Here is a 24,826-nt window from a genome sequence, read left to right as displayed (position 1 = left end):
CGAGTGCTTTTCAATTCCAACCGGGTATTGGTCACTTGATTTGGAGATTTGAATGAGTTTTCCAAATGACATAAAAGGTTGCATGAAAGACTGTATTCTATCGGTACTCTGGCCAAAACATGACATCTACACTTTTCTGGGTGATCATGGATGCACGAGTGCCGATTTGAAGGTTATTGCTCAGTTCAAAGATGAGGGCATGACACGCAGTAAAATGATCGACGTTATGTTTGAACATTTGTCTTCTCTGCCAACAGGAGGACTAGGCCCGTTCAGGTCGATGCTCCAGTCTCTACTCAATTGGTCACGTTTTGATCCGTACTACTTTGATAACCTCAAGAAATTGGATCGCTCGAAGGCCCAAAAGTGCTTGGACCATCTGCGACAACTTCAAGAAATACGAGATGCCAAAATTGTTACTGATCGGCAGAAAAGAGAGACAGCGGATTCTGCAAAGCAGAAACCACAAATATCCATATCCGGTCTGCTTGATGAATTTCTTGAATTGCATGCAGGTAAGACATCTCCGTCCAAGCGTGGATATGCACTCGAATCGATTCTGGGTGGACTCTCTAAGCTTGCGGGTCTTGAGATGACAGAACCGTTCAAGGTAATCGGAGAACAAATCGATGGCGCCGTGAAATATGACGGTGAGCATTACCTGATAGAGGCCAAATGGCAAGACAAGGCCGCAAGCAACGAGCCAGTTTATCAATTCGTCGGTAAAGTTGAAGGTAAAATGTACGGACGTGGTCTATTTGTCTCGATAAACGGATTCAGCGATCATGTTGTAAAGAGTGTTGTAACCGGGAAAGCAATCAAAACCATCTTTGTTGACGGAGAAGATCTTGTCCTGGTGCTTGAGGGACATCTATCATTTTCTCAGATGCTGGACCGGAAGGTAAAAGCTGCTCAGACAAGGGGCTTGATATACGTACATCCTATTTCGGGTGTAGTTAAAGGATAAAACCAATGAGCAAAGACCTAAAAGACTCGCGCCAACGGCTGCGAAACGGATATAAATAAAGTGGTGCCGGAATATAAAACGGAAAGTTATCAAAGGTGCAATGTCATGAATGAAAATGAGCACGATATAAATCCGAATCCAATTGTTGAAGAACCTGAGGGGCTTGACACCTCGGAATCATCAGGATGGGACGAGTATCCTCTTGACGCACTGTTCGTGCGAAAGGATCAGCGAACGGTCAAGGAAGTGATGAGCAGGATAGAAAAAGGGCGTTATGTGCTTGATCCTGATTTTCAGCGGGATTTTGTATGGCCACCAACGAAACAGTCTCGATTAATAGAATCCTGCCTCATGCGAATTCCTTTGCCTGTTTTCTACGTTGCAGAAGCAAAAGATGGGAAAATTGTTGTTGTTGACGGTTTACAAAGACTTACAACATTTTATCGTTTTATAAATAATCAGTTTTCTCTGACGGGACTTGGAGAAGGACGTGACGGAACAAAACAAGAGAGTCCTTTGCTTAACAAAAAATTCAATGGCCTGTCGATCACACTACAAGAACGCCTTGAAGATACCCAACTAACCCTTTATATCCTTGATGCTAAGGCGCCTGAGCGAGCAAAGCTTGACATATTTGAACGGGTGAATGGAGGAGTTCCTCTTACCCGTCAACAAATGAGAAATTGTCTTTTCAACGGAAACGCAACCAAATTACTAAAGAGGGCAGCTGAAAACGAACTGTTTTTAAAAGTTACTGGTGGTAGTCTTGATAAGAAGTCAATGCGTGATCGAGAAGTTATAAACCGTTTTTATGCCTTCTATCTTTTAGGTGTTGATCAATATAAAGCAGATATGGACGATTTCCTTGCAAAAGCACTTGAAAAAATGAATCAACTTGATGAAGAGAGCCTAAGAAATTTAGAGGCTACTTTCAAGAGGACATTAAATATTAACTACAATTTATTTGAAAAACATGCTTTTAGAAAATCATTGGCACTCAAAGATAAATATGCAGGAAGAACTGTAATCAATATTGCGCTTTTTGATGTATGCACGGTCATATTTTCTGAGTTGACAGATGAATGCGTAGAACAGAATTCCGAAAAATTGAAAAATATAGTTTGCGATTTAGTAAATGATTATCAATTCATTCAAGCTATTACATACGCCACAAATGGATTGTTTCAAGTCAGAACTCGTTTCAATATGATGAGAAATGCAATCGCGGAGGTGGTTTAATGCTGACAAATATAAAACTAAAGAACTTTAAATGTTTTGAGTCGTTATCACTTCCTTTAGCTCCACTTACACTTTTGACCGGTTTTAATGCCTCAGGCAAATCTACTACATTGCAAAGTATTTTGTTACTTGCCCAGTCACTGCGTTCCGGTAATCGATCCGACGGGCTGCCTCTTAATGGTTCCCTTGTGCGTCTAGGAACTCCTGGGGAAGTATTAAATTCAGGGGATGGAGATATTGTTTTTGCAGTTGAAGATAATCAGGTAGAAATTGAATGGGCTTTTCAGGCTGAAGACCGATCAAAGGGTTCCGCTCTACGTATTGGAAGGATTCAAACTCGAAATGCTACTGAAGCTAAAGAATATTCTCGCATCGAGCGACTCGAATCTCTGTTGCCGCCAGAAGTTGGATTAGATGCAAAATCACTGATAGACAAAATTCGTGAGACCATTTTTCTAAGCGCGGTAAGGCAAGGCACTGCGGAGGTATTTCCGTCTCCAGAAGATCCATCACCAGTTCATGCGGACGTTGGTGTGCAGGGGGAGTTAGCGCCTTGGTGGTTTCAGTTACTACTTGATGATGAAATTGATGGAGCTCGATGTAATCCTGCCGACCAGGCGAACTCTCTTCGCCGGCAGTTCAATTCATGGGCAAATGAGCTATTTCCTGGCGCACAAGGAAACGCACAAGCTGTTGAAAGAACAAACTTGATGAGGTTAGAACTGAGAATTGGGGATGTTGGTGACTGGAGGCGACCATCAAACATTGGTTACGGATTGACGTATGCGTTTCCTGTTATTGTGGCGGGGTTATTGGCAAAGAAAGGGCAACTTCTTATTATAGATAGTCCTGAAGCTCATCTACATCCTCTAGGGCAATCTCAGATGGGCTACTTCTTAGCACAGATTGCTGCTGCAGGTGTACAAGTAGTCATTGAGACGCATTCTGATCATATTCTTAACGGTATTAGACGTGCTATTGGCGAACGACGTATTTTGAATAAAGATCAAGCTATAGTTCACTTTTTTAACACAAATGCAATAAACCCACTAAGCCTTTCTTTCACAGAAACGGGCAGTATAAATTCGTGGCCTAAAGGGTTCTTCGATCAATATCAGCTTGATGTCACTGCGCTTACCAAAGTGCGCAGGCCACGATAACTATGCGATTTGTTATCGATGAAACGAGCTGGCGCTTTAATGGTCTTTTAGCTGACGAGTGTACTGAAGCACTAGAAACTATGTTGGATTTGCTTGATGACGCTGAAGAGCAAGGGCTATTGGCATGTTACTCTGAGGATTTATTCAGTATCCGGGTTTTGGGTGACAAGTGCTTCTATGACCTCTATGAGGCAGAATCTCCAATTCCAATTTCATGGGAAATACGGGAGCGAATTGCAACAATCTTTGGGAAGTTGCAGAAATGGCAGGAGCTCCCATTGCCATGGCCCCCTGCTTTCGAGGTTCGTATCGGCGAAGGGGCAGAAGAATATGCTCCATCGGTGGCATGGGCACATGAACAAACTGTACATGATCCGACCAACGCCATTGCCTGCGTTGTCTTCCCTACGGGTCGTCAATTTGGATCAATTCCGGTAGAAGTAGACAGCAAAGTTTCAACTCAGTGGTTTGTTGCGAATAGTCAAAGTTATCGTGATTTTTTCCGTTGGCTCATAGTAACGACGACCAAGAATCCAGCCGAAATGGAGGGTTTTGCCCCCTCTGCTTTTCCCACTGTAGATTTTGTTGCAGGTGCTTTCAATGGCATCAAAAACATGAGTAAACCTTACAGGGAACTTGTGCGGCCCCTGGTCCTCCACTTGAGTGCATTTTCAGACCATGGTAGCCGGATATTTTCTGGCCCTTGGCAGAGGGTCTCTGCAGAATTCGGTGCACTTGGGGTTGATATATCGGATGAAAATGGGAACACTAAGGGCGATAGAGTTGCACGCCAAAAGCGAACAATAGCTGTTAATGGCACAGATATTATCTTTTGGTGGCATAGCAAGATCGAACCGCATCAGGATAGAATCCACATCTACCCCGATAAGGTTTCCAGCGGCGGCCACCTTCTTGTCGGAATTTTCTGTTTGCATCTATGAGGGTGAATAAGCGGGGTCAGCCCCTGACAGAGTGGGTACAAATACAAAGGAGCCGTGTCTCAACTTCATGATAATTTGAAAAACTATGGAAACCATGAGGGGGCAGGCACTCACAACTCACCAGCATCACTTTTGAGGAGAAAACGGTGGTGCGCAATAATTACGAGGCTTTTGAAGGTAAGTGACTGAAACCTTTGAAATTTGTCTTGCAGGGGATCGATGTTCCCGAAATATACTTCGGGAACATTACTAAAAACCTGTAATTTGCTTGATGGTTGTTTGATGGATCAGGATAGATGCTGCTCATATACTTTTATGAATCGTTACAAAACAGGTGGTTACACTGCATGAATTGTTTGATGGGCAAGGCGGAAGTGACAGATGTATACGCCCAGACTTATTGATCTGGTAGATCGTCTCCGGCAATAGCCAACCGAGACGGAGTGGGCAAGATAAATGAGGGGACACGTCTCCATTCTGCATAGGTTGAATAATGAAAATTCGACTCCGCCGATCGAGTCCAAGTCAACCATCCAAAAGTGAGAACCAGCATGAGCGAAATTTATAACGTCTATTGCGACGAAAGCTGCCATCTGGAAAATGACCATCAGCAAGTTATGGTGCTTGGTGCTGTCTGGTGCCCTCTGGAAAAGGCGCGCGAAATTTCAGTTCGCCTGCGGGAAATAAAGGCTCATCATGGGTTGAAGCCTGAGTTTGAACTTAAATGGACCAAGGTTTCACCAGCGAAGGTACGTTTTTACCTGGATGTACTGGATTATTTCTTCGACGATGATGACCTCTGTTTCCGGGCGCTCATCGTCCCAGACAAAACCAGGCTCTGCCACGAGGCTTTCGGCCAAAGCCATGACGACTGGTACTACAAGATGTATTTTGACATGCTCAAGGTCATCTTCAATCCCCGCTCCCATTACCGGATTTACCTGGATATCAAGGATACGCGCAGCGCCGGCAAGGTTGCCAAACTGCATGATGTGTTGTGCAACAACTTCTATGATTTCTCCCGAACCATCATTGAACGCGTTCAGAATGTTCGCTCACATGAAGTCGAAATTCTGCAAGTAGCGGATCTCCTCATCGGTGCCGTGTCCTACGTCAATCGCGGCCTATCCGGTAATACCGGGAAAGAAGCTCTGATTGCCCGAATGAGAGAACGTTCCCGCTACTGCCTTACGAAAACAACCCTCTTGCGTGAAGAAAAGGTGAATTTGTTCCGTTGGTTTGCTTCGGATGGTGGCGCATGACCGAACAAATCGCTTGGCTACCCGCTCTGACCCTGTTTGAAGAGTACGGTGGCGATTGGGACCGATACATTGATGCACTCTATGCTTTTTTCAAGCGGGACTTTATCGACAGCAGACCTGCATTCAACGGCGTTACATTGGCGCTCAAGCGCCATCCGGTGATTCAAAACAAGGAAGCGACCTTCTGGCACATAATTTCGGAAGGAGACGCGGAACCAGACCGAGTGCCGGACATGCGGCGTTGCGAACGTATCCGCTGGCCCCGACCGGTTATTGAACATTCTGGTGACTCGGCAATCAAGATATGGGCAAACGAAAGAAGAGGCGAAAAGCGGATATGCCTGTGGCTCGAAGATGCAGAATATCTGGTAATTCTTGCAGAACGCAAAGGGTATATTCTGTTGTGGACTGCCTATGCGGTTGAAAAGGAACACTCGAAGAAAAAGCTGAGAAAGGAATACGCTGCGGCCATCAAATAGCTGAAGCCGCCCTTTGGGGGACGGCCTCGTTACTCCTTCTACACATGGTAGATGAGCTGTATTCAGTATACATTTTGGCTATATGTTGTCAATCGATAATTTCAGAGATCGAAACGGCGACTCAAATCACCCTGTTCAGTACGTTAGGTGTTGTGCTCTTACTTAATTTGAAAACGGAAATAACGTATAACACTCCGATATCAAATAATATTTTTGCTTAACTGGAAAACGGAAATGATAACCCTTGACCAGCTGACATACATAATTGCCAAAGGCGAACAGCTTGATGTAGAGTTCAAATCCGACCGGCGCACAACGCCCGACCGCGAGATTTAAGAAGAAGTCGTTTCACCACCGCGCTGGGTTTATGATGTTAAAGAGGATATCACTTGACTCTATAAGCTGTATATGCGCGAGCGTATAGATCATTTAGCGCTATAGTCGCAGCATATAGAAGCGTATAGTTAGTAATAGAGTCAGATCAATTCCTGAAAACCGGTAACTGACATGACCATAACCCGCAAGAGAATATTCATCAGCAGCGTCCAGAAAGAATTTGCCCAGGTTCGCCGGGATCTAAAGGCGTTTCTTCTGGGAGATGCAGTTCTGCGCCGTTTTGTTTCTGATGTTTTTCTGTTTGAGGAACTTCCGGCACGAGACCAGCGTGCCGATACGGTTTATCTGGAAGAGGTAGAACGGTGCGACATTTATCTGGGCATCTTCGGATATGAGTACGGTTTTGAGGATGCAGACGGTGTTTCTCCGACAGAGCGTGAATACGATCATGCCGGCCTTCATGGTAAACCCCGCCTAGTGTACGTCTGGGGCAGCGATGACAAACAGCGCCACCCCAAGATGCGGCAGCTTGTCAGTAAGGCAAGCAATGAATTGATCCGCCGTCGCATTGAAGATGCCAGTGCACTGACTGCCGAGGTCTATGCAAGCCTTGTTGACTATCTCGACACCAGCGGCGCCCTGCGGGTACCTCCCTTCGATACTTCTCCCTGTGAGCAGGCTTCCCTAAAAGACATTTCTCGCAAGCGGGTTGAATGGTTCCTGGATACCGCCCGCCGGGAACGCGGATTTCCACTCAAGACCAATACCAGCACCCAGGCGCTGTTGACCCACCTCAATCTTGTGCACGACCAGAAGCCCACCAATGCCGCGCTTCTGCTCTTCGGTAGCAATCCGCAGAAATTCCACCGGACTGCTGAAATCAAGTGCATGCATTGCCGTGGCACGGAATATCGGCGTCCATTTCTATCGATGCAGGTCTATGGTGGGGATCTTTTCGAGCAGGCAAACCTTGCCCGCGATTTTGTTCTCGACCGGATTGACCGCGCGGTTGGCGTCAGGGATGTCAGCATTACAGCGCCTGCGACCTATGAACTCCCGCCCGATGCCGTGGGCGAAGCCATCGTCAATGCGATTGCCCACCGGGACTATCACAGCAATGCCTCAGTCGAGGTTCGACTGTTTGCGGACCGGCTCGAAATCTGGAATCCCGGCTCGTTGCCAGGCACCCTCACCATGGACAGTCTTCGGCATGATCACCCGTCAGTGCCATATAACCCGCTTCTGGCCGAGTCGCTCTACCTGGCCCGCTATATCGAGCGAGTTGGTTCCGGCACCCAGACCATGATTGAGCTCTGCCGCGAGGCCGGACTGCCGGAACCGCAGTTTGAACAGCGGGAAGGTTTTTTCGTTACAACCATCTGGCGTGACTGGCTGACACCGGAAATCCTGGCCGGAATGAACCTGAATGAGCGGCAGGTGAAAGCGGTTAAACATGCTAAGATGACAGGTCGTATCACTAATGCTCTGTATCGCGAGATTACCGGTGTTTCAGATAGTACGGCACTTAGAGAGATACGGCAGCTTACCCACTTGGGGATCCTCCAAAAGGTCGGTGATACCGGTCAGTCTGCATATTATGTAGTAGCCAAAGCCAAACCGCTGTCTTCTGGTTTAGATTGAACCCTTCATGAAGCCGTCAAACCCGTCATGCGTTCAGGCATGTTAAACTCTTCACGAAGACGTCAAACCCGTCAGAGGTTGGGGTAAAGAGAATGGGGCACCAAAGGGGCAAAAGGGGCAACATCCAAATTATGCCGCAATGATGGCGCCATTTTTGTACCCAAATATGCCCCATTGACTGAAGGTGGCAAATACTACCCCATATTTGGTACCAAATTGGTAGCCAAAACAGCCACCATGCACTTTGGCATCCCAAGCGGGTGAATGTTATGGATGCTGAATATTCCCCTACAACGGTATCCGACATGATAGCCTCACACGATTAGTATTGAAGATACACCGTTTCCGGCGACAGCAGATTGATGGCCTTGCCGATGGCGATATCCAGCATGATCACCTCCTGGGCGCTCAGATAGACTTCGCCGGCAGGCATGCCATTGTCAGCCACGCTGATTTCCAGGGACTGAATGCCGTTTTTCTGCTTGGCAATCATATTGAGTGCCTGCGGATTGAAGTCATCGTCATGAAATAGCGCCATCGCCAGCTCGATCTTGCTGCCCGCCTTGCTGCTCCGCTTCCAGTATGCCTGCATGAAATAGCTCAGCGTCGATTTAACCGTGGCCAGCTCAAAGAGGTCATTGAAGATGACAAAATCCCAGAAACTGACTTTGACGCTGGTATTTCTGTCGAACCGATTCAGATGATGTCCACCGGAATCCTTGAGTTCGCGCCACGTTATCTCTGCCGTAGCATTCACGCGGATGCCCTTGAATTCGAAATCAACCATTTGTTTCCACCTCCTTCCAGAGCTTGCTCAAGTACGTTGCCGAAATCTTTAGTTTGCGCTTGCTCTGTAGATAGCCGGCGATGACCCGGAAGCCCATACCGTCAGCCTTCAGTTCCTTCACTTCGCCCCAGTAGGCCAGGATCTTCCGGCGCAGAACCGGTTTCCTCCCCCTGGTGACAAGGGTCGCTGCCGCCGCCCGACGCAGGTGGGAAAAGTCGTCATACTGCTCCTGATCCGCCACCCGGTACCCTTTGCCCTTGATGGTATCCCAGCCACCTTTGCGGGCCGCCATGACAAAGGCGCAGTACTTGGTGATCCTGCCGGAGAGTTCTGGACGCGCACCCTTGAGCTGGAACGAACGTTTCACTCCGTCCTGGAAGATCTCGATAATCTGCTCTTCCGGCAGCGACGCTACCCACGAAAAGAGCTTTTTTCGCTCATGCTCCGTCAGGCCGGTTATCAGGTTCAGTTGTTCGGTCATGTCATCCTCTCGTGTAGGTCAGGGTCTCCCGCAGGCGGAAATGGGAGGTTTCCAGGGAGGTCTGCTGCAGGGCCTGTTCGTGTTTCAGCCCGTGGTCGATACATTCCAGGTAACGTTCCTGGGCGAAGTTGTGCTTGAGACCATGGCTGCCGCGACCCGGCGAATACTGCCCGGTCACGCGTGCCGCCTCGTTGATTGCCGCCACATATTCGAAGTAGTCACTTTCCAGCTTGCCGAACTCTTTTACGTATTGCTCCAGGCGCCGATAGGTTCGAAGGGAAACGTAATGCTCAGTTTCTTTTCCCCCTTTTTCCACGGTAGCAACGATACCTATCACCATGCGGCTGACCGGATCATTGATGATGCCGCGCAGGCAAGACGCCGTCAGGGGATTCTTTAATCTGCGGTTACTCGGTGCGCCCACCCCTTCGGCCCGTAATCCGCCTTCATACTGCAGAGAAGCCTGAAGCTGGAATGTCTTGTTCCGGATGTTCGCTATGAGCTGAACCGGGTCGGGATAGGCCCGGTTATCGAAGATCCTGCTTGATTTTCGCAACAGGCTTCGGCTCCGGGCATAGTACTCAAGCCGGAGCGGTTCAGACTCAAGCAACGGGACGTCGTGGTAATACATCTCGATGTAACGGTTCAGGGCATACTCGAACTTTCCCAATGCCGACAGCAACGTTTCCATGGTCTGGCGGGAACGTTTCTTTTCGGCATAGTAGGTCAGTATGTGCTCCAGATATTCCGCCATGTCGTCGTGTACCGATCGGGTGTCCAGCAGGCTGGTCCGGTCTTTGCCGATCATGAAGTCGACAAAGCGATGGGCATGGTTTCGGTAAGAATCCCAGGAGCCGAAGGAGTGTATTCCGAATGGATTGCTTTTTTTCTTTTCCCGGATAGAACGAATGCCATGAAATAGTGCTTCCGTTTGCGAATGTAGTGATGTCGGCCATCGATGATTCATGTTTTGGCTCCTCTGGCCGTTGCCGGCCCGCGTGGTGAGATGACATGCTCTTTTTCCGGCATCGCCATGCCGACGGTAGCAGCTCCGTCTTCCTGCTTTTCGTAGTGTCCCTTGTATCCGGACCGGGCAGGGATTCCTGCCGTACGTCCTGCTGTCTGTCGTGAACCGGGACGCTACCGGTGGTCCACATCAAACAGGTCCTCGATTGTACTTGCCGGAAAATGCCTTTCCAGGGGCACCGGACTTCGGGGGTATTCCCGGTCCGTCCTCAGATTCCGGATCAACAGATGCATCTCGTTGAGCGGAAACGCCTTTCCAGGGGCGCCGTTACCGGGGGTTCTCCGGTCGTCTTCGGATATCTGGTTGCGTTCGATCATGGGAGGGGGAGGTACATGCTACCTCGACATGAAAGGGCTCTGCTTAGGTTGGCCAATCCCGTGGGTGGTGTCCGGCCGGGCCAAGTGGCTCGACGGCTCTGGGTACACCGGGCAGTGATGCTGCGAAAAATCTCTCCTGTCTGAAAAAGTCGTAACTGTTTTGTTTGTTTCCAATATCCCGGCAACATGCCGATTACTCTGAGCTTTCAGTTGGTAGGCTCACCGGTAATGCCGGCATTTGTGATCATTTGTTGGCACCTCTCCCAGGCATTCAGTTTGGCAAGGCCGTCGAGAAAATCATCTTTGAGGTCTTGCAGGAACGGAGCGGTTGCCCTGAAATCATCTCGATGTTTCTGGCGATCTTCTTCGGACAGGGTGTGCCAGTAGTCATCACATTCTTTTGATTTCTGTGCTTCTGCCTTCTTTAGTTCCTCCTGCTTATCGCTCTCGGCACGTTTCCGTTCTGCAGCAGCCTCTGCCTTGGCAGCGCGAACATGCGGGGGCTCATACCACTCCGGTATGATGAGGTCCACACAGAAGGCCTGGAGATAGCCGCCGGGGTTCCGGATCTCCATGTGCTCACGTCGCCATGTCTCAGCGACAACGTCAGCAGCCTCAATTACTCTTTTGCTACCGTGTCGCTTGATCAGAATCTTCAACCCCTTTTCAGAGATTTTTGACAACGGCGTGCCGGATAACAACAACCGAATCTGTTCTGTAGTTGTTTTCTGAGTGGTCTCTGTTGTTTCTTCTGTTAAGGAATCCCGATTATTGCAGGTTTCCTTCCCTGTTTTTTTCGGGAAACGTTCCCTGATATTTTCAGGGTTCCTTTCCTGCTTTTTGAGGGTATCCATTAAATCCAGCAACTTACCGCGTACAAATTTATAGTGGCAGGTAGGCGCACCGTTCGCCTTCTTAACAACAGTCTGGACATAGCCCTCTTTCACCAGAACTTTGACTATTTTCCTGACGACATCTTCTCGAAGTCCTACCCTTTCAAGCCAAGTCTTACCTTCAGCCTCACTGCCTGTGGTTTCATTCATTTCATCTGCAGGAACTCCAACACCGGCAGTGCCATCAAGCTCCTGTTGCTTGCAGGAAGGTTCATACTGTCGGTAAAACCAGCCGTATCCGATTCCCGGTAACTTGCGATCTCGAAAGTGGTAGCTCCAGGTAAATATCTCAGAAAGAATGATGGCCGTGTTCAAGTCACCAAAATACCGAACAAACGGTTTGAAAACCGTGAGCCTGTTTTTCGGACTGTTGAACTCTGCCAAGAGATCTTCGACATCTTCCACGGCATATAGCTTGTTATCTTCAGGCATATTTACTTCGTTTCCGGTAATCGTGCCGGCATCGGTTATGCTGTATTCCCTTGACCGGGCAAGGTTATTCGGCTTGCGTGTCGCGGGCGATCAGTGAGCGGATGTCCTCAACCCGCCAGGCGGTGATCCTGGGACCGAGTTTTACCGGCTGAGGATATTCCCCGGATTTCACTCGGACCCACCAGGTACTCTTGGAGATCGGCAGCAGAGGGGGTGTGGGGGGATCGGTTTTTGTATTGCCGAGTATTTGCCACAGGCGCAAAAAACCGGTTTCAGGCAGGGATGAGCTGCGCATAGGACCTCCGAGATTATAGCTTGGCTGTGGATGGCTCCGGACACGTTCGGATCACGTCATCCAATATATATATCTATAGGGGGGGAAGGTCACGCAGTCCTGTTTTTACACAATTTGTCACTTAAACTGCTGATATTGCAGGCTTAAAATTTTTTTCAAAAAAACCATCACCCCGTTTCGAGGTGATGGCCGTTTGAGTTTAAAGGCAGGAATTGTTAAACAGATGGCGAGATCCGCAGATGTAGCAGCATCAAGATCTGAACCGGCTTGAAGCGTTCAGTGATATGTGGAAACAATTTGTAAGGGTTATAATCAGTGCTGGGAAGCCCGCTCAGGCAGGTGGATGACTTTTGCCCCGGATTTCAGGTTATCGAGATAATCGGCCCACGTCTGCATCATCTTCTTCCGTGCCGCCAGGTGGGTTGTGCGATTGTAAGCCCGTCCAAGCGAGTCCCTGACGACATGAGCCAGTTGGTGTTCGATGATCTCAGGCTGAACGTGCAGAACCTCCTCAAGAATCGTCCGGGCCATGGCCCTGAATCCATGGGCGGTCATTTCGCCTTTTTCGTATCCCATGCGCCGGATAGCCTGATTAACGGTAGCGTCACTGATCGGCTTCAGGGTGGTATTCATGCTCGGAAAGAGATACCTGCCGCTGCCGGTTACCTTGTGAAGCTCTTTCAGCACATCTATGGCCTGCCGTGCCAGCGGAACAAGGTGCTTTTCACCTTTACGCGACTCCTTGAGGCGTTTCTTGAGTTTCATCCGCTCGATCGGCACGTTCCATTCGCCAGCATCGAGATCAAATTCCGTCCATTCCGCCAGGCGTAATTCACCCGGTCGGAGGAAAACGAGAGCCGACAGGCGCAAGGCGCATTTGACGATGAACGAGCCGCTGTAATCATCGATGGCACGCAGGAAGGGGGCAACATCCTTCGGGTCGGTCAGGGCCGCATGGTGTTTGGGAATGACCGGTGTCAGCGTGCCTCGCAGGTCGGCCGTGCAGTCGCGCTCGGCCCGGCCGGTGGCGACGGCATAGCGGAACACCTGGCCGCAGATGGATTTCACCCGGTGCGCGGTTTCGATTTTCTCTCTCGCTTCGATACGCCGAAAGACCTGGAGCATGTCGGTCGCTTTCAGTTCGGCAATCGGTCTGGCGCCGACATGGGGGAACACGTCGCGTTTCAGGCGAGCGATCACTGTTGCGGCATGGGTGGCAGCCCAGACCGGCACCTGGCGGTTGTACCATTCAAGGGAGATTGCCTCGAAGGTCTCCGTTTCTTGGGTCTGCGATTGTTTCTCCGCTTTGCGGGCTTCCCCAGGGCTTATTCCGTGGGCAAGGAGTTTACGGGCGTCTTCACGCCGCTGGCGGGCTTCTGCGAGAGTGATTTCAGGGTAGGTGCCGAGGGATAATTGATTCGGCTTATTATCAAAAATGAAGTTGAAGCGCCAGAGTCTTCCGCCGGTCTTGGTTACGAGCAGATAAAGGCCATATCCGTCTGGCAGCTTATAGTCCTTTTCTTTTGGTTTGGCGTTTCTGACCTGGACATCGGTGAGTGGTACAATCCGCTTCGGCATAGGGCACCTCCAGCTATTGTGGTAGGTTTTTGTGGTACGCGAAATTTTTTGTGGTATATTTGGTGAAAATCTACCACAAAAAACGCCGGATGTCAAAAGACGGGGCAGGATATGGCTGGACGATAAAAAGCAAAAAGCCCCTGATTTCTCAGGGGCTTTCGGACCGCATCGGACGATGCTGGATTGTTTACTGGCGGAGAGAGAGGGATTCGAACCCTCGGTACACCTTATGGGCATACACACGCTTTCCAGGCGTGCTCCTTCAACCGCTCGGACATCTCTCCGGGATTTGGAAATATAGTATAACGGTTTTTCTTTGTAAAGTTCTTTTTCTCGCCCACAGTCGCCAGCCCCGGCACCGCTACAATCCCGCCAGCTCGGCGCGGAGTTGCTGTTCCCGCCACATCGCCGCATACAGGCCGTCCCGGGCAACGAGTTCGTCATGCCCTCCCTGCTCGGCGATCCGCCCCTCCCTGAGCACCACGATTGTCGAACAATCCCGCACCGCCGACAACCGGTGGGTAACAATGATGACGGTCCGTTCGCCGTAATAGCCGGCCAACCCGCGAAGGATCTCCGCCTCGGTACGGGCATCGACCGCCGACAGCGGATCATCGAGGACGAGGATCGGCGGATTTTTGAGCAGGGCGCGCGCAATGGCGACTCGTTGCTTCTGCCCCCCGGAGAGGGTCACCCCCCGCTCGCCGACCAGCGTCTCGTAACCGTTCGGAAAACGCCGCACCTCGGCAGCAAGGCTTGCCAGCTCGGCCGCCGCCTCGATCTCGGCCGAGCTGGCCCCTTCCCGGCCGTAGGTGATATTGTCGCGGATCGACCGGGAAAAGAGGAAACTCTCCTGGGGGACGAAGCCGACCGCCTCCCGCAGGAGAGCAAGCGGCAGCCGGTTCACGTCGACCCCATCAATGAACAGCATCCCGTCCGCCACCGGGTAGAGCCGGGTCAACAGCCGCACCAGGGTCGACTTGCCGCTGCCGACCGGGCCGACGATTCCCAACCGGGAGCCCCGCTCGACGCGCAGCGACAGGTCGTTAAGTACCGGTGGCCCATCGTAGCCGAAGGAGAGCTTGCGTAACTCGATCGCTCCGCCGAGCGGCAGCGGCGCCCCTGCTCCTTCTGTTTCGGCGATGGCGGGCGAAGCCTGCAGCACCTCGTTAAGCCGGCTCATCGAGGCAGCCCCTCGCTGCAGGAGATTGAGAATCCACCCCATGACCACCGTCGGCCAGACGAGCATGGCAAGATAGCCGTTGAAGGCCACGAAATCGCCGAGGGTCATTACACCGGTAATCACCCGCTCCCCCCCCAGAAAGAGGACAATCAGCGTCCCGAGGGCCGAGGTGGCCGCCATCAGGGGGAGCATCACCCCGCGCAGCCGAGCCATTGCCATACTGCTCGCCAAGTAGCGGCGGCAGGTTTCCCGCAACATGTCGATGGCGGACTCTTCGCGGCAGTAGGCCCGGACCACTGCAGCCGCCGATATGGTCTCCTCCGCCTGGCTGGAAAGGCGGGCCAGCTCTTCCTGCGCCCGTTTCGAATGGTGGAACATCCGGCGGGAGATCCGCTTGACCGCCAGGATCATCAACGGGAATGGCGCCACGGCACAGACAGTGAGAAAGGGGTTGATGCTCCCCATCAGCACCAGTGCCGCCCCGTAAATGATCGTCGTATTGATGACGTTGAGCACCCCGAAGCCGAGCAGCATCCGGACGTTGGTCAGGTCATTGGCAAACCGGGAAAGGATATCGCCGGTCCGCTCGCCGGCAAAGTACGGCAGATCAAGGGTGAGCAGCTTGCCGTAGAGGTCCTCGCGAATCGCAAATTCGACCCGCCGGGCGGCATGGAGAAAGGTGGTTCGGGAGAAGATCCGGATCCCCCCTTGCAGCAGGGCGGCAACGATGATCGCCCCCCCGTACCACACCGGCGCATGGTGGGCAGTGGCCGGCTGGCGCAATCCTTCGACCGCCAGCTTCAGCAGCCAGGGGATCAGCAGGGCACAGCCATTAGTCCCCAACAGGCAGAGCGCGCCAAAGAGATAGGCCCGGCGATTCCCCTTCAGATAACCATACAAACGCCCGAGCTCGCCGATACGCCACCTCGCATCCGAAAAATCCGCCACAGATTCTTGTAGTTCATTTTGTTCTTCTTGTCAAAACCACTCGGAATCCGACTGTTGCTTTTTTGTTACCACTCGCAGTACAATGGCGTAGATCGTCGGCAGGGCCGACCATGGAGGCACCGCCTTTGCCATTGACAACCAGCCGCCCGGCACAGTACCATCAAATTGGTAAGACCACCCAGCCCTCCGCTCCCCACCAGGGAGGCAGCCGTAGACGCCGTTCTATTATTGTGTTGACAACCGCACCACAAATATGTTACCTGTTTTTTAGTTTGGATAAAACTAGCTTTGTTAAGTAGCAACAACACACTGCGCGATGAAGCGCTTTTTTATTGCCACTAAAAATTGCTCACTGGGAATTCGCCCAATGAAACACCGTTTTCTGTCACCGAAGACAGCTGCCACCTTCCTCTGCCGCCTTCCCGCCCGCCCCGCCGCCCGTCTTCGCCCCCTGCTCCCGTTTCATCGCCCGGCACCTCGTTCATTTACGCCCTGCGTCACTCCGGAGGGAATGTGAAACATTCGAAAATGCCCCTCTCCACCCAAACCATGAATGTCGATTTCGTGCGGAAGGTGGAGGCGCTGTCCGACAGCTCGGTCCGGCGCTGTTTCCAATGTGGCAAATGTTCGGCCGGCTGCCCGATGCGCAGCTTCATGGAGCATCCGCCGAACCGGATCGTCCGGCTCCTGCAGCTCGGCCAGTACGAGCGGGTGCTGGCGGGCCGCTCGATCTGGTACTGCGCCTCGTGCGAAACCTGCACCACCCGCTGCCCGAACAAGGTCGATCTGGCCGCAATCATGGACGCGCTGCGCAAGCTTTCCTGGGATGCCCAGGGGCCCTCGAAGGAGAGCTACGTCCAGCTGGCCAACCGGCTGTTTCTCGACAACATCCGCACCTACGGCCGGCAGTACGAGATGCGGCTGGCTGCCGTCTTCAACGTCAAGAGCGGCCAGTTCCTCAAGGACCTGATGCTCGGCCCGAAGCTGATCACCAAGGGGAAGCTGAAGATGTTCCACCAGAAGAATAAAAATATCGCCGAAATCGAGCAGATCTTCAAACGGATCGAGGAGCTGCGCCGGAAGGGAGAAGCGCCGTGACCCCCGCCAGGAACCAGCTCATCTACTCCTATTACCCCGGCTGCTCCCTCCACGCCTCGGCCAAGGAATACGACGAATCGACCCGCGGGCTGTTCAAGGCGCTGCGGATCGGCCTCGTCGAGGTCCCCGACTGGCTCTGCTGCGGGGCGACCCCGGCCCACAACGTCGACGAGCTCCTCTCGCTGTCGCTCTGCGCCAAGAACCTCGCCCTGGCGGAAGAGGTACCGGGCGACCTGGCGGTGGCTTGCGCCGCCTGCTTCTCGCGCCTCAAGGTCACCCAGCACAAGCTCGCCGACAACGACGACAAGCGCCGCCAGGTGGAGTACGCCATCGCCGGGCAGGTCAATCTGGCCAAACCGGTCAAACACCTGCTGGAGATCCTCGCCCGCGACTTCGGTCTCGACCGGCTGACGGAAGCGGTCAAGAAATCGCTCAGCGGGCTCAAGGTTGCCTGCTACTACGGTTGCCTCCTCACCCGCCCCCCCGAGGTGCCGCAACTCGACTGTACCGAAGCGCCGACCATCATGGAGCGGGTGATCGGCGCCGTCGGCGCCGAAACCGTCGCCTGGAGCCACCGGCTCGAATGCTGCGGCGCCAACTTCACCCTCTCGCGCCCCGGAGTGGTGCTGAAACTTTCCAGCGAGATTCTCGCCTCGGCCAAGGCCGCCGGTGCCGACTGCCTGATGGTCGCCTGCCCGCTCTGCCACGGCAATCTCGACATCCGGCAGAAGGAGATCGAAGAGGTTACCGGCGAGCGGTTCGACATGCCGGTCTTCTACATGACCCAGTTGCTTGCCCTGGCCGTCGGAGTCGCCCCGAACAAACTCGGCCTTGAGAGCATGATCGTTAATCCGCAGCCGCTGTTGAAAAAGAAGGGGTTACTCTAGATGTCTCGAATCGGCGTGTTCGTCTGTCACTGCGGTGAAAACATCTCCCGCACCGTAGACGTGGAAAAGGTCGCGGCCGAGGCGGCCCGGCTCCCCGGCGTTGCCTATGCCACCGATTACAAGTACATGTGCTCCGATCCCGGCCAGAGCCTGCTCAAGAAAGCGGTGGCCGAACAGCAGCTGGACGGTGTCGTCGTCGCCGCCTGTTCTCCCCGGATGCATGAAAAGACGTTCCGCGCCGCCGCCAAGGCTGCCGGGCTCAACCCGTTCCTCTGCGAGATGGCCAACATCCGCGAACACTGTTCCTGGGTCCACGAGAACCGGGAGGAGGCGACAGCCAAGGCAAGCGACATCGTGGCGATGATGGTGGCCCGGGTGAAGAAGGACCGGAAGCTCGTGCCGATCACCGTCCCGGTCACCAAGCGGGCGCTGGTCATCGGCGGCGGCATCGCCGGCATCCAGGCCGCCCTCGACATCGCCGACGCCGGCCACCAGGTAGTGCTGGTCGAGCGGGAGCCGTCCATCGGCGGCCACATGGCCCAGCTTTCCGAAACCTTTCCGACCCTCGACTGCTCCCAGTGCATCATGACCCCCAAGATGGTCGATGTCGCCAACCACCCGAACATCACCCTCCACACCTACGCGGAAATCGAGAACGTCGACGGCTACATCGGCAATTTCCAGGTTACCGTCCGGAAGAAGGCGCGGAGTGTCATCGAGGAGAAGTGCACCGGTTGCGGCATCTGCTCCGCCAAATGTCCGCAGAAAAAGATTCCGAACACGTTCGACCGGCAGCTCGGCACCCGCCCGGCCATCTATGTCCCGTTCCCCCAGGCGGTGCCGAACACCCCGGTGATCGACCGGGAAAACTGCACCTGGTTCAAAAGCGGCAAGTGTGGTGTCTGCCAGAAGGTCTGCGGCCCCGGCGCCATCGACTATGATCAGCAGGACCAACTGCTCGTCGAGCCGGTCGGCGCAATCGTCGTCGCCACCGGTTTCGAGCTCTACTCCATCGCCGAAAAGCCCAAAGGCTCGCCGATCAAGGGTTACGGCGAATTCGGCCACGGCAAGATTCCCGACGTCATCGATGGCCTCACCTTCGAACGGCTCGCTTCCGCCTCCGGCCCCACCGGCGGCAAGATCGTCCGCCCCTCCGACGGCCGGGAACCGAAAGAGGTGGTCTTCATCCAGTGCGTCGGCTCCCGCGCCCGGGAAAAGGGGATCTCCTACTGTTCCAAGATCTGCTGCATGTACACTGCCAAGCACACCATGCTCTACAAGCACAAGGTCCACGACGGCCAGGCCTACGTCTTCTTCATGGACGCCCGGACCCCCGGCAAGAATTATGACGAGTTCTGGCGGCGGGCGGTCGAGGAAGAGGAGGCGGTCTACATCCGCGGCATGGTTTCCCGCCTCTACCAGAAAGGGGACAAGGTGGTGGTGATGGGGAGCGACATTGCCGTCGGCGTCCAGGTAGAGATCGAGGCGGACCTGGTGGTCCTGGCCACCGCCGTCCAGCCGCGGCCGGGGGCCGACACCCTGGCACAGAAGCTCGGTATTTCCTATGACAAGTACCACTTCTACAGCGAGGCCCACGCCAAGCTCAAGCCGGTAGAGTGCGCCACGGCGGGAATCTATCTCGCCGGGGCCTGCCAGGGGCCGAAGGACATCCCCGACACCGTCAGCCAGGCCAGCGCCGCCGCGGCCAAGGTGATGACCCTCTTTGCCAAGAATGAGCTGGAACGGGAGCCGATCGTCGCTAAGGTGAACGAGAAGAACTGCGTCGCCTGCCTCGCCTGCAAGAAGGTCTGCCCCTACGGCGCCGTGGAGGAAAAAGAGCTCCGTGACCGGCAGGGGAATCTGATCCGGGTAGTGGCCTACGTCAACCCCGGCGTCTGCGGCGGCTGCGGCACCTGCCAGGCGACCTGCCCGTCGAAGAGTGTGGAGCTGGATGGATATACCGATGAGCAGATCATGGCGATGATCGAATCATTGTAGGGGCGCGGTCACCGCGCCCCGGGCGGGGAAACCCCACCCCCTACGAGGACATGCATGCACGCAGAAAAACAGCAACACGCCTTCGAACCGAAAATTGTCGCCTTCGTCTGCACCTGGTGCACCTATGCCGGGGCGGACCTGGCAGGGACGAGCCGGCTCCAGTACCCGGCCAATATCCGGGTGGTGAAGTTTCCCTGCACCGGGCGGATCGATCCAGTCTTCATCCTGCGGGCCTTCCAGAAGGGGGCGGACGGGGTGCTGGTTTCCGGCTGCCATCCCGGCGACTGCCACTACATGGCGGGGAACTTTCACGCCCGGCGACGGTTTGCCGCCTTCCGGCAGCTCCTTGACTTCATCGGCGTCGACCTCAACCGGCTCCAGTTCTCCTGGGTTTCGGCCGCCGAGGGGGGGAAATGGGTCGACGTGGCCACGGAACTCACCGAACGGGTCCGCGAACTGGGGCCGTTGCGCGAGTTTGCGGCACTGGAAGCCGAAGAGCACTGGTCCGGCGCGCTCGCCACGCCGGAGCTGCAAGAGGCGTACAACAGCATCTAAGCTCATTAACCGCAGAAAGTGCAGAGGAAAACCACTTGACGCAACGACCCTCTGCCGGCGATTCAGGTATTTATTCCAAGGGTTTTTATGACGACTACCGCACACACAATCGACCCGGCACTGTATGCCGCCGCCACTGCGGCGCTCCGTCAGGAGGCACGAACGGTCCTGGAGAATGGCACCGCCGCCGCAGTGATCGGCTGGCAGGCGGGACGCCGGGCCGGGAGCGCCTTGCCGGCGATCGTCACCGATCCGGCCGGCGCGGAGCAGCTCATCTTCGCCCCGGGCTGCGTCAACAACCTGGCCCTCTACCTCACCAAGGCCAAGAAAGAGGTTCGGGGGAAAGGACGGCTGGCAATCGTCGTCAAGGGGTGCGACCTGCGGGCCCTGGCCGGATTGATCGGCGAAAACCAGCTCAACCGCGCGGATATTTACATCATCGGAATTGCCTGCCCGGGAGTGTACGGCGCCCACGCCGACCGGCGCCTTCCCCTCGCGGAAGAGACCGTGGCGCCGAAGTGCCGGGAGTGCACGGTGCACACCCCGACCGGCGTCGACGTGACCGTCGGCACCCTCCCTGACCTGCCGGCCTTTACCCCCCGGGAAGCGGCGGAGCTGGCCCGTCTGGAGGCAATGACCCCGGCGGAGCGGTGGCGCTTCTGGAAAGAGCACTTTTCCCGCTGCATCCGCTGCTACGCCTGTCGCCAAGTCTGCCCGTTCTGCTACTGCGAGCAGTGCCTCTGCGACCGGAACCGTCCCCAGGCGGTGGAAACCACGCCGCGTCCGGCGGGGAACATGGCCTGGCATATCGTCCGGGCCATGCACCTGGCCGGCCGCTGCGCGGGGTGTGCCGAGTGCGAGCGGGTCTGCCCGATGGACATCCCGCTCAATTTGCTGAACCGCAAGATGGCCAAGGAATTGAAGGCGCTCTACGGCTTCGAGGCCGGACTCGAGCCGCAGGAGAAGGGCCCACTGACGTCATACCGGGAAGACGACGACCAGTCGTTCATCAAATAACCACACGAGCCGTTATGAAAACCATCACCGAACAAAATCTCCGCGCTCTCGTCGATGCGCTCATCAGCGACGGGAAACGGGTCGTCGGCCCCCGGGTCGCCGGCACTATGACCCTTTACGAACCGCTCACCGGCGGTGCGGAACTTGCCCTGGGGGAACTCCCCCGCCGCTCCGCCAAGGAGACGTTCCTGCCGCTCTGCGAGACGATCCTCACCTACGAGCAGGGGAAGGAAGCCGTGCACCTCGGCGATGTGGACCCGGTCCGTCTCCCCGAAACGGTGCTGATCGGCGCCCGCCCCTGCGACGTGGCCGCTGCCCCGGTCCTCGACGCGGTATTCTCCTGGGACTACCGGGACGAGTTCTTCCTCGAGCGCCGGCGCAAGACCACCATTATCGGCCTCGCCTGCACCGGCGGCGACGACGCTTGCTTCTGCACCGCCATGGGGCTCTCCCCCGCCGACTCCACAGGAAGCGACCTCTTCCTCACCCCCCTGAAGGGAGGCAGCTTCCGCTGCGATGCCATCACCGACAAGGGGACGGCGCTTCTGGCGGCCCATGCCGGGCTCTTTGCCGACGGCACCGGCGAACCGCTCCCGTTGGCCGAGCCGGCCCTCGGTGCGCTGGACCTGGAAAAGATCAGGGCTTGGCTCGATGGCCATTTCGAAGACCCGCTCTGGGAGGAGATCGCCGCCCGCTGTGCCGGCTGCGGCGCCTGCGCCTTTCTCTGCCCCGCCTGCCACTGCTTCGATATTGTTGACGAGGGGGGGACGGCCAAAGGGGCGCGGCGCAAGAGCTGGGACGCCTGCGGCTTCGGCAAGTTCACCAACCACGCCTCGGGGCACAACCCCCGCGACGTCCAGCCCCAACGCTATCGCAACCGGATCATGCACAAGTTCAAATATTACGTCGACAAGTTCGACCAGCGGCTCTGCACCGGCTGCGGCCGCTGCATCCGCGCCTGCCCGGTGGGAATCGACATTGCCGCCGTACTCGAAGAAATCAACGACAAGTAGGATTGGCTATGTGCGATCATAAGAACATTTATCTCCCCCAACTGGCGACCATCGAGGCGATCATTGACGAAACGCCGGACATCCGGACCTTCCGACTGGTCTTCCAGGATGAAGCGGTCCGCGACACGTTCAGTTTTCGCGCCGGCCAGTTCGCCGAGTACTCCGCCTTCGGCGCCGGCGAATCGACCTTCTGCATCGCCTCGGCGCCAACCCGCGCCGGCTCCATCGAATGCTGCTTCCGCGCCGTCGGCCGGGTCACCGAAGCGTTGCGTCAGCTGGAAGTAGGCGACACCGTCGGGGTGCGTGGTCCCTATGGCAACTCGTTCCCGATCGAGGAGTTTTTCGGCAAGAACCTGGTCTTCGTGGCCGGGGGGATCGCCCTGCCGCCACTCCGCACCCTGATCTGGCAGTGCCTCGACTGGCGGGAAAAATTCGGCGAGATCACCATCGTCTACGGTGCCCGCACCGAAGCGGATCTGGTCTACAAGCGGGAGCTGGAAGAATGGGAGCAACGGAGCGACGTCCTGCTGGTGAAGACCGTCGACCCCGGCGGCAACGGCTCCACCTGGGACGGCAAGGTAGGATTCGTGCCCAACGTCCTCGAAGAGGCGGCGCCGGCCGCTGCCAACAGCATCGCCCTGGTCTGCGGCCCGCCGATCATGATCAAGTTCACCCTACCGGTCCTGGAGCGGCTCGGCTTCGCCGACGAGGCCATCTATACGACCCTGGAAAACCGGATGAAGTGCGGCATCGGCAAGTGCGGCCGCTGCAATGTGGGCAATGTCTATGTCTGCAAGGACGGCCCGGTTTTCACCGCCGCCCAGGTGAAGGCGATGCCACAGGAATTCTAGCCGGGGCATGGACAAACGAAACACGAAAAAAGGGGGCATGAGCCCCCTTTTTTCGTCAGTTCGCGGCTACAGTTTGCCGAGCCGCTGCCAGTACTCATACTCATAGGGCCAGAACTCCCGCATGTGCGATACCAGGCCGCGCATCCGGGCGGCAAAGGCGAGCCGTGCGCCCTCTTGTTCGGGAAATTCACGCTTTTCTTTGGCCGAGCGGCACAGTTCGCGGCCCAACTCGCGGGCCCGGGCGAACAGGGCCTCCTCGTCGGGGAACGTCCGCGGCCCCGCCGCCGGAGAACCGACCCCGCCAACGCAGTAGGCCCCGAGACTGCCGACAAAACGGCGCAGGTAGTCGAGCACCTCGTCATCGCCGCCACCACCCGACGTTTCCACCACCGCACCGTATTTCCCTTCCAGCGCCAGACAGTGGATCAGCCCGCAACACCGATCCATGAACGCTTTTAACTGGGCGGTCACGCTGAAGATGTAATTGGGGCTGGCGATAATAAAGGCATCGCTGGCCAGCAGCGCCTTCCTCAGATCGGTAAAGTCGTCGTTGATCGGGCACTCGCCGCGGATGTGACAGGTATCGCAGCCGACGCACGGCTTCACCGTCACTCCCGAGAGGGTAAAGAGCTCAACGTCGCCCCCCTCTTCCCGCACGCCCGCGGTCACCTCGTCCAACAGCCGGCCGGTATTCCCCCGCAGCCCGTGCGGGCTGCCGCAGATCGCCACGATTCTCACCACATCCTCCTTCACCCGTTCAGTGGGCGGGCGCTTCCGCGCCCCACAACTCCTTCAGCCGCCGGTCCCGGCCGCAATTAAAGCGGTAAAACCGGTAGCGGAACGGATTCTTCTGATAATACTTCTGGTGGTACTCCTCAGCCGGGTAAAACGGCCCGGCCGGCTCGATCGCCGTGACGATCTTCCAGCCGCGGGCCTTTTCCAGCGCCCGCTTCGCCGCCTCCGCTTCCCGCCGTTGGCTTTCGTTATGGTAAAAAATTGCCGTCCGGTACTGGTGGCCGTAATCGCAGAACTGCCCGTCGGCCGTCAACGGGTCGATGTTGTGCCAGAAGACCGCCAGCAGTTGCCGATAGCTTACCCGCCGCGGATCGAAGAGCACTTCGATCGATTCGGCATGGCCGGTACCGCCGGCCGACACCTCTTCGTAGGTCGGGTTTTTCTTGCTGCCGCCGGTATAGCCGACGGTAGTGGAAACTACCCCCGGCAGTGCATCGAAGGGCGGCTGCATGCACCAGAAGCAGCCGCCGGCAAACGTCGCCTTTTCCAGTCCCTGTCCGACGCCGCCGGCTTCTCCCCGGGCAGTGCGCACACCTCCCATGGTCGTCAGCACCAGCGCAAGCCAAGCCATCATCAGCACAGTTCCGCGGATCATCGGGCACCCTCCCCGCCGGTCGCTCCGGCTTCCTCAAGGATACCCCCGGCC

23 protein-coding genes and 1 tRNA gene are annotated in these 24,826 nt (G+C 55.5%); 14 read left to right on the top strand and 10 right to left on the bottom strand.

What is annotated here, in order from left to right; genetic code table 11:
• Positions 1 to 52 precede the first annotated feature (52 nt).
• The 7 genes from QMN23_RS00715 (at position 53) to QMN23_RS00685 (ending at position 8,025) form a co-directional block, all read left to right on the top strand.
• A complete protein-coding gene (locus QMN23_RS00715) occupies positions 53 to 967 on the top strand; it encodes a restriction endonuclease (protein WP_282001176.1) in 915 nt (304 codons plus the stop codon).
• 105 nt (positions 968 to 1,072) lie between these two features.
• Entirely contained in the window at positions 1,073 to 2,206 is a 1,134-nt protein-coding gene (locus QMN23_RS00710) for a DUF262 domain-containing protein (protein ID WP_282001175.1), read from the top strand.
• Positions 2,206 to 3,366, top strand: a complete 1,161-nt coding sequence (locus QMN23_RS00705; RefSeq protein ID WP_282001174.1) for an AAA family ATPase — start codon at positions 2,206 to 2,208, stop codon at positions 3,364 to 3,366. Before QMN23_RS00710 ends, QMN23_RS00705 begins: the two co-directional genes overlap by 1 nt.
• Positions 3,367 to 3,368: 2 nt before the next feature.
• Positions 3,369 to 4,307: a hypothetical protein gene (locus tag QMN23_RS00700; protein ID WP_282001173.1), complete on the top strand. Its 939-nt coding sequence runs from the start codon at positions 3,369 to 3,371 to the stop codon at positions 4,305 to 4,307.
• Positions 4,308 to 4,858: 551 nt separating this feature from the next.
• On the top strand, positions 4,859 to 5,569 hold the full coding sequence (locus QMN23_RS00695) for a DUF3800 domain-containing protein (protein ID WP_282001172.1): 711 nt from the start codon (positions 4,859 to 4,861) through the stop codon (positions 5,567 to 5,569).
• Positions 5,566 to 6,048 (top strand): hypothetical protein, encoded by a 483-nt coding sequence (locus QMN23_RS00690; RefSeq protein ID WP_282001171.1) that lies wholly within the window; start codon positions 5,566 to 5,568, stop codon positions 6,046 to 6,048. Before QMN23_RS00695 ends, QMN23_RS00690 begins: the two co-directional genes overlap by 4 nt.
• 507 nt (positions 6,049 to 6,555) lie before the next feature.
• On the top strand, positions 6,556 to 8,025 hold the full coding sequence (locus QMN23_RS00685; protein WP_282001170.1) for an ATP-binding protein: 1,470 nt from the start codon (positions 6,556 to 6,558) through the stop codon (positions 8,023 to 8,025).
• Positions 8,026 to 8,347: 322 nt separating this feature from the next.
• Here QMN23_RS00685 and QMN23_RS00680 read toward each other — a convergent pair whose 3' ends face one another.
• From QMN23_RS00680 to QMN23_RS00645, 8 genes are all read right to left on the bottom strand, one after another.
• Positions 8,348 to 8,812 carry a hypothetical protein gene (locus tag QMN23_RS00680; RefSeq protein ID WP_282001168.1) on the bottom strand — a complete coding sequence of 155 codons (465 nt, stop codon included), beginning with the start codon at positions 8,810 to 8,812 and terminating at the stop codon, positions 8,348 to 8,350.
• Complete coding sequence (locus QMN23_RS00675) at positions 8,805 to 9,293, bottom strand: hypothetical protein (protein WP_282001167.1); 489 nt, start codon at positions 9,291 to 9,293, stop codon at positions 8,805 to 8,807. Before QMN23_RS00675 ends, QMN23_RS00680 begins: the two co-directional genes overlap by 8 nt.
• Position 9,294: 1 nt before the next feature.
• On the bottom strand, positions 9,295 to 10,260 hold the full coding sequence (locus QMN23_RS00670) for a hypothetical protein (RefSeq protein ID WP_282001166.1): 966 nt from the start codon (positions 10,258 to 10,260) through the stop codon (positions 9,295 to 9,297).
• Between the two features lie 583 nt (positions 10,261 to 10,843).
• Positions 10,844 to 11,962 carry a hypothetical protein gene (locus QMN23_RS00665; RefSeq protein ID WP_282001165.1) on the bottom strand — a complete coding sequence of 373 codons (1,119 nt, stop codon included), beginning with the start codon at positions 11,960 to 11,962 and terminating at the stop codon, positions 10,844 to 10,846.
• A gap of 64 nt (positions 11,963 to 12,026) precedes the next feature.
• A complete protein-coding gene (locus QMN23_RS00660; RefSeq protein ID WP_282001163.1) occupies positions 12,027 to 12,257 on the bottom strand; it encodes a helix-turn-helix transcriptional regulator in 231 nt (76 codons plus the stop codon).
• Between the two features lie 312 nt (positions 12,258 to 12,569).
• Complete coding sequence (locus tag QMN23_RS00655; protein WP_282001162.1) at positions 12,570 to 13,835, bottom strand: tyrosine-type recombinase/integrase; 1,266 nt, start codon at positions 13,833 to 13,835, stop codon at positions 12,570 to 12,572.
• 191 nt (positions 13,836 to 14,026) lie between these two features.
• Positions 14,027 to 14,119, bottom strand: a tRNA-Ser gene (locus tag QMN23_RS00650).
• 77 nt (positions 14,120 to 14,196) lie between these two features.
• Positions 14,197 to 15,918, bottom strand: a complete 1,722-nt coding sequence (locus QMN23_RS00645) for an ABC transporter ATP-binding protein (RefSeq protein WP_432613088.1) — start codon at positions 15,916 to 15,918, stop codon at positions 14,197 to 14,199.
• Positions 15,919 to 16,479: 561 nt separating this feature from the next.
• On the opposite strand from QMN23_RS00645, the gene QMN23_RS00640 reads away from it, so the two are divergent.
• From QMN23_RS00640 to QMN23_RS00610, 7 genes are all read left to right on the top strand, one after another.
• Entirely contained in the window at positions 16,480 to 17,064 is a 585-nt protein-coding gene (locus tag QMN23_RS00640) for a 4Fe-4S dicluster domain-containing protein (RefSeq protein ID WP_282001160.1), read from the top strand.
• Positions 17,061 to 17,951, top strand: coding sequence for a CoB--CoM heterodisulfide reductase iron-sulfur subunit B family protein (locus QMN23_RS00635; protein ID WP_282001159.1), 891 nt, complete (start codon positions 17,061 to 17,063; stop codon positions 17,949 to 17,951). Before QMN23_RS00640 ends, QMN23_RS00635 begins: the two co-directional genes overlap by 4 nt.
• Positions 17,952 to 19,949 carry a CoB--CoM heterodisulfide reductase iron-sulfur subunit A family protein gene (locus QMN23_RS00630; RefSeq protein WP_282001158.1) on the top strand — a complete coding sequence of 666 codons (1,998 nt, stop codon included), beginning with the start codon at positions 17,952 to 17,954 and terminating at the stop codon, positions 19,947 to 19,949. It abuts the gene before it with no gap.
• A gap of 54 nt (positions 19,950 to 20,003) precedes the next feature.
• Entirely contained in the window at positions 20,004 to 20,504 is a 501-nt protein-coding gene (locus QMN23_RS00625; RefSeq protein ID WP_282001157.1) for a hydrogenase iron-sulfur subunit, read from the top strand.
• Positions 20,505 to 20,591: 87 nt separating this feature from the next.
• Positions 20,592 to 21,521 (top strand): 4Fe-4S dicluster domain-containing protein, encoded by a 930-nt coding sequence (locus QMN23_RS00620; protein WP_282001156.1) that lies wholly within the window; start codon positions 20,592 to 20,594, stop codon positions 21,519 to 21,521.
• Positions 21,522 to 21,535: 14 nt separating this feature from the next.
• Positions 21,536 to 22,534: a 4Fe-4S dicluster domain-containing protein gene (locus tag QMN23_RS00615; RefSeq protein WP_282001155.1), complete on the top strand. Its 999-nt coding sequence runs from the start codon at positions 21,536 to 21,538 to the stop codon at positions 22,532 to 22,534.
• Positions 22,535 to 22,542: 8 nt separating this feature from the next.
• Positions 22,543 to 23,385 (top strand): FAD/NAD(P)-binding protein, encoded by an 843-nt coding sequence (locus QMN23_RS00610; protein WP_282001154.1) that lies wholly within the window; start codon positions 22,543 to 22,545, stop codon positions 23,383 to 23,385.
• A gap of 66 nt (positions 23,386 to 23,451) precedes the next feature.
• Here the strand turns inward: QMN23_RS00610 and QMN23_RS00605 are convergent, their stop codons facing one another.
• Together QMN23_RS00605 and msrA are read right to left on the bottom strand one after the other, a co-directional pair.
• The gene (locus tag QMN23_RS00605) at positions 23,452 to 24,123 is read right to left on the bottom strand and encodes a flavodoxin family protein (protein ID WP_282001152.1); all 672 of its coding nucleotides are present in this window, start codon (positions 24,121 to 24,123) and stop codon (positions 23,452 to 23,454) included.
• A gap of 19 nt (positions 24,124 to 24,142) precedes the next feature.
• Entirely contained in the window at positions 24,143 to 24,721 is a 579-nt protein-coding gene (gene msrA / locus QMN23_RS00600; RefSeq protein WP_282003961.1) for a peptide-methionine (S)-S-oxide reductase MsrA, read from the bottom strand.
• Between the last annotated feature and the right edge of the window lie 105 nt (positions 24,722 to 24,826).

Source organism: Geotalea uraniireducens (genome assembly GCF_027943965.1).
In the GTDB taxonomy this organism is placed as follows: Bacteria; Desulfobacterota; Desulfuromonadia; order Geobacterales; family Geobacteraceae; genus Geobacter; species Geobacter uraniireducens.
Note: the sequence above shows the minus strand (reverse complement) of the source record. Positions and strands in the feature narration are given on the sequence as shown.

What these genes read in the sequence shown, in the direction of transcription:
- QMN23_RS00610 (WP_282001154.1), top strand. Translation starts at nt 22,543, where the DNA reads ATGTGCGATCATAAGAACATTTATCTCCCCCAACTGGCGACCATCGAG.
- QMN23_RS00655 (WP_282001162.1), bottom strand. Translation starts at nt 13,835, where the DNA reads ATGCCGAAGCGGATTGTACCACTCACCGATGTCCAGGTCAGAAACGCC.
- QMN23_RS00670 (WP_282001166.1), bottom strand. Translation starts at nt 10,260, where the DNA reads ATGAATCATCGATGGCCGACATCACTACATTCGCAAACGGAAGCACTA.
- msrA (WP_282003961.1), bottom strand. Translation starts at nt 24,721, where the DNA reads ATGGGAGGTGTGCGCACTGCCCGGGGAGAAGCCGGCGGCGTCGGACAG.
- QMN23_RS00615 (WP_282001155.1), top strand. Translation starts at nt 21,536, where the DNA reads ATGAAAACCATCACCGAACAAAATCTCCGCGCTCTCGTCGATGCGCTC.
- QMN23_RS00705 (WP_282001174.1), top strand. Translation starts at nt 2,206, where the DNA reads ATGCTGACAAATATAAAACTAAAGAACTTTAAATGTTTTGAGTCGTTA.
- QMN23_RS00665 (WP_282001165.1), bottom strand. Translation starts at nt 11,962, where the DNA reads ATGCCTGAAGATAACAAGCTATATGCCGTGGAAGATGTCGAAGATCTC.
- QMN23_RS00710 (WP_282001175.1), top strand. Translation starts at nt 1,073, where the DNA reads ATGAATGAAAATGAGCACGATATAAATCCGAATCCAATTGTTGAAGAA.
- QMN23_RS00700 (WP_282001173.1), top strand. Translation starts at nt 3,369, where the DNA reads ATGCGATTTGTTATCGATGAAACGAGCTGGCGCTTTAATGGTCTTTTA.
- QMN23_RS00675 (WP_282001167.1), bottom strand. Translation starts at nt 9,293, where the DNA reads ATGACCGAACAACTGAACCTGATAACCGGCCTGACGGAGCATGAGCGA.
- QMN23_RS00690 (WP_282001171.1), top strand. Translation starts at nt 5,566, where the DNA reads ATGACCGAACAAATCGCTTGGCTACCCGCTCTGACCCTGTTTGAAGAG.
- QMN23_RS00680 (WP_282001168.1), bottom strand. Translation starts at nt 8,812, where the DNA reads ATGGTTGATTTCGAATTCAAGGGCATCCGCGTGAATGCTACGGCAGAG.
- QMN23_RS00620 (WP_282001156.1), top strand. Translation starts at nt 20,592, where the DNA reads ATGACGACTACCGCACACACAATCGACCCGGCACTGTATGCCGCCGCC.
- QMN23_RS00660 (WP_282001163.1), bottom strand. Translation starts at nt 12,257, where the DNA reads ATGCGCAGCTCATCCCTGCCTGAAACCGGTTTTTTGCGCCTGTGGCAA.
- QMN23_RS00715 (WP_282001176.1), top strand. Translation starts at nt 53, where the DNA reads ATGAGTTTTCCAAATGACATAAAAGGTTGCATGAAAGACTGTATTCTA.
- QMN23_RS00695 (WP_282001172.1), top strand. Translation starts at nt 4,859, where the DNA reads ATGAGCGAAATTTATAACGTCTATTGCGACGAAAGCTGCCATCTGGAA.
- QMN23_RS00685 (WP_282001170.1), top strand. Translation starts at nt 6,556, where the DNA reads ATGACCATAACCCGCAAGAGAATATTCATCAGCAGCGTCCAGAAAGAA.
- QMN23_RS00630 (WP_282001158.1), top strand. Translation starts at nt 17,952, where the DNA reads ATGTCTCGAATCGGCGTGTTCGTCTGTCACTGCGGTGAAAACATCTCC.
- QMN23_RS00625 (WP_282001157.1), top strand. Translation starts at nt 20,004, where the DNA reads ATGCACGCAGAAAAACAGCAACACGCCTTCGAACCGAAAATTGTCGCC.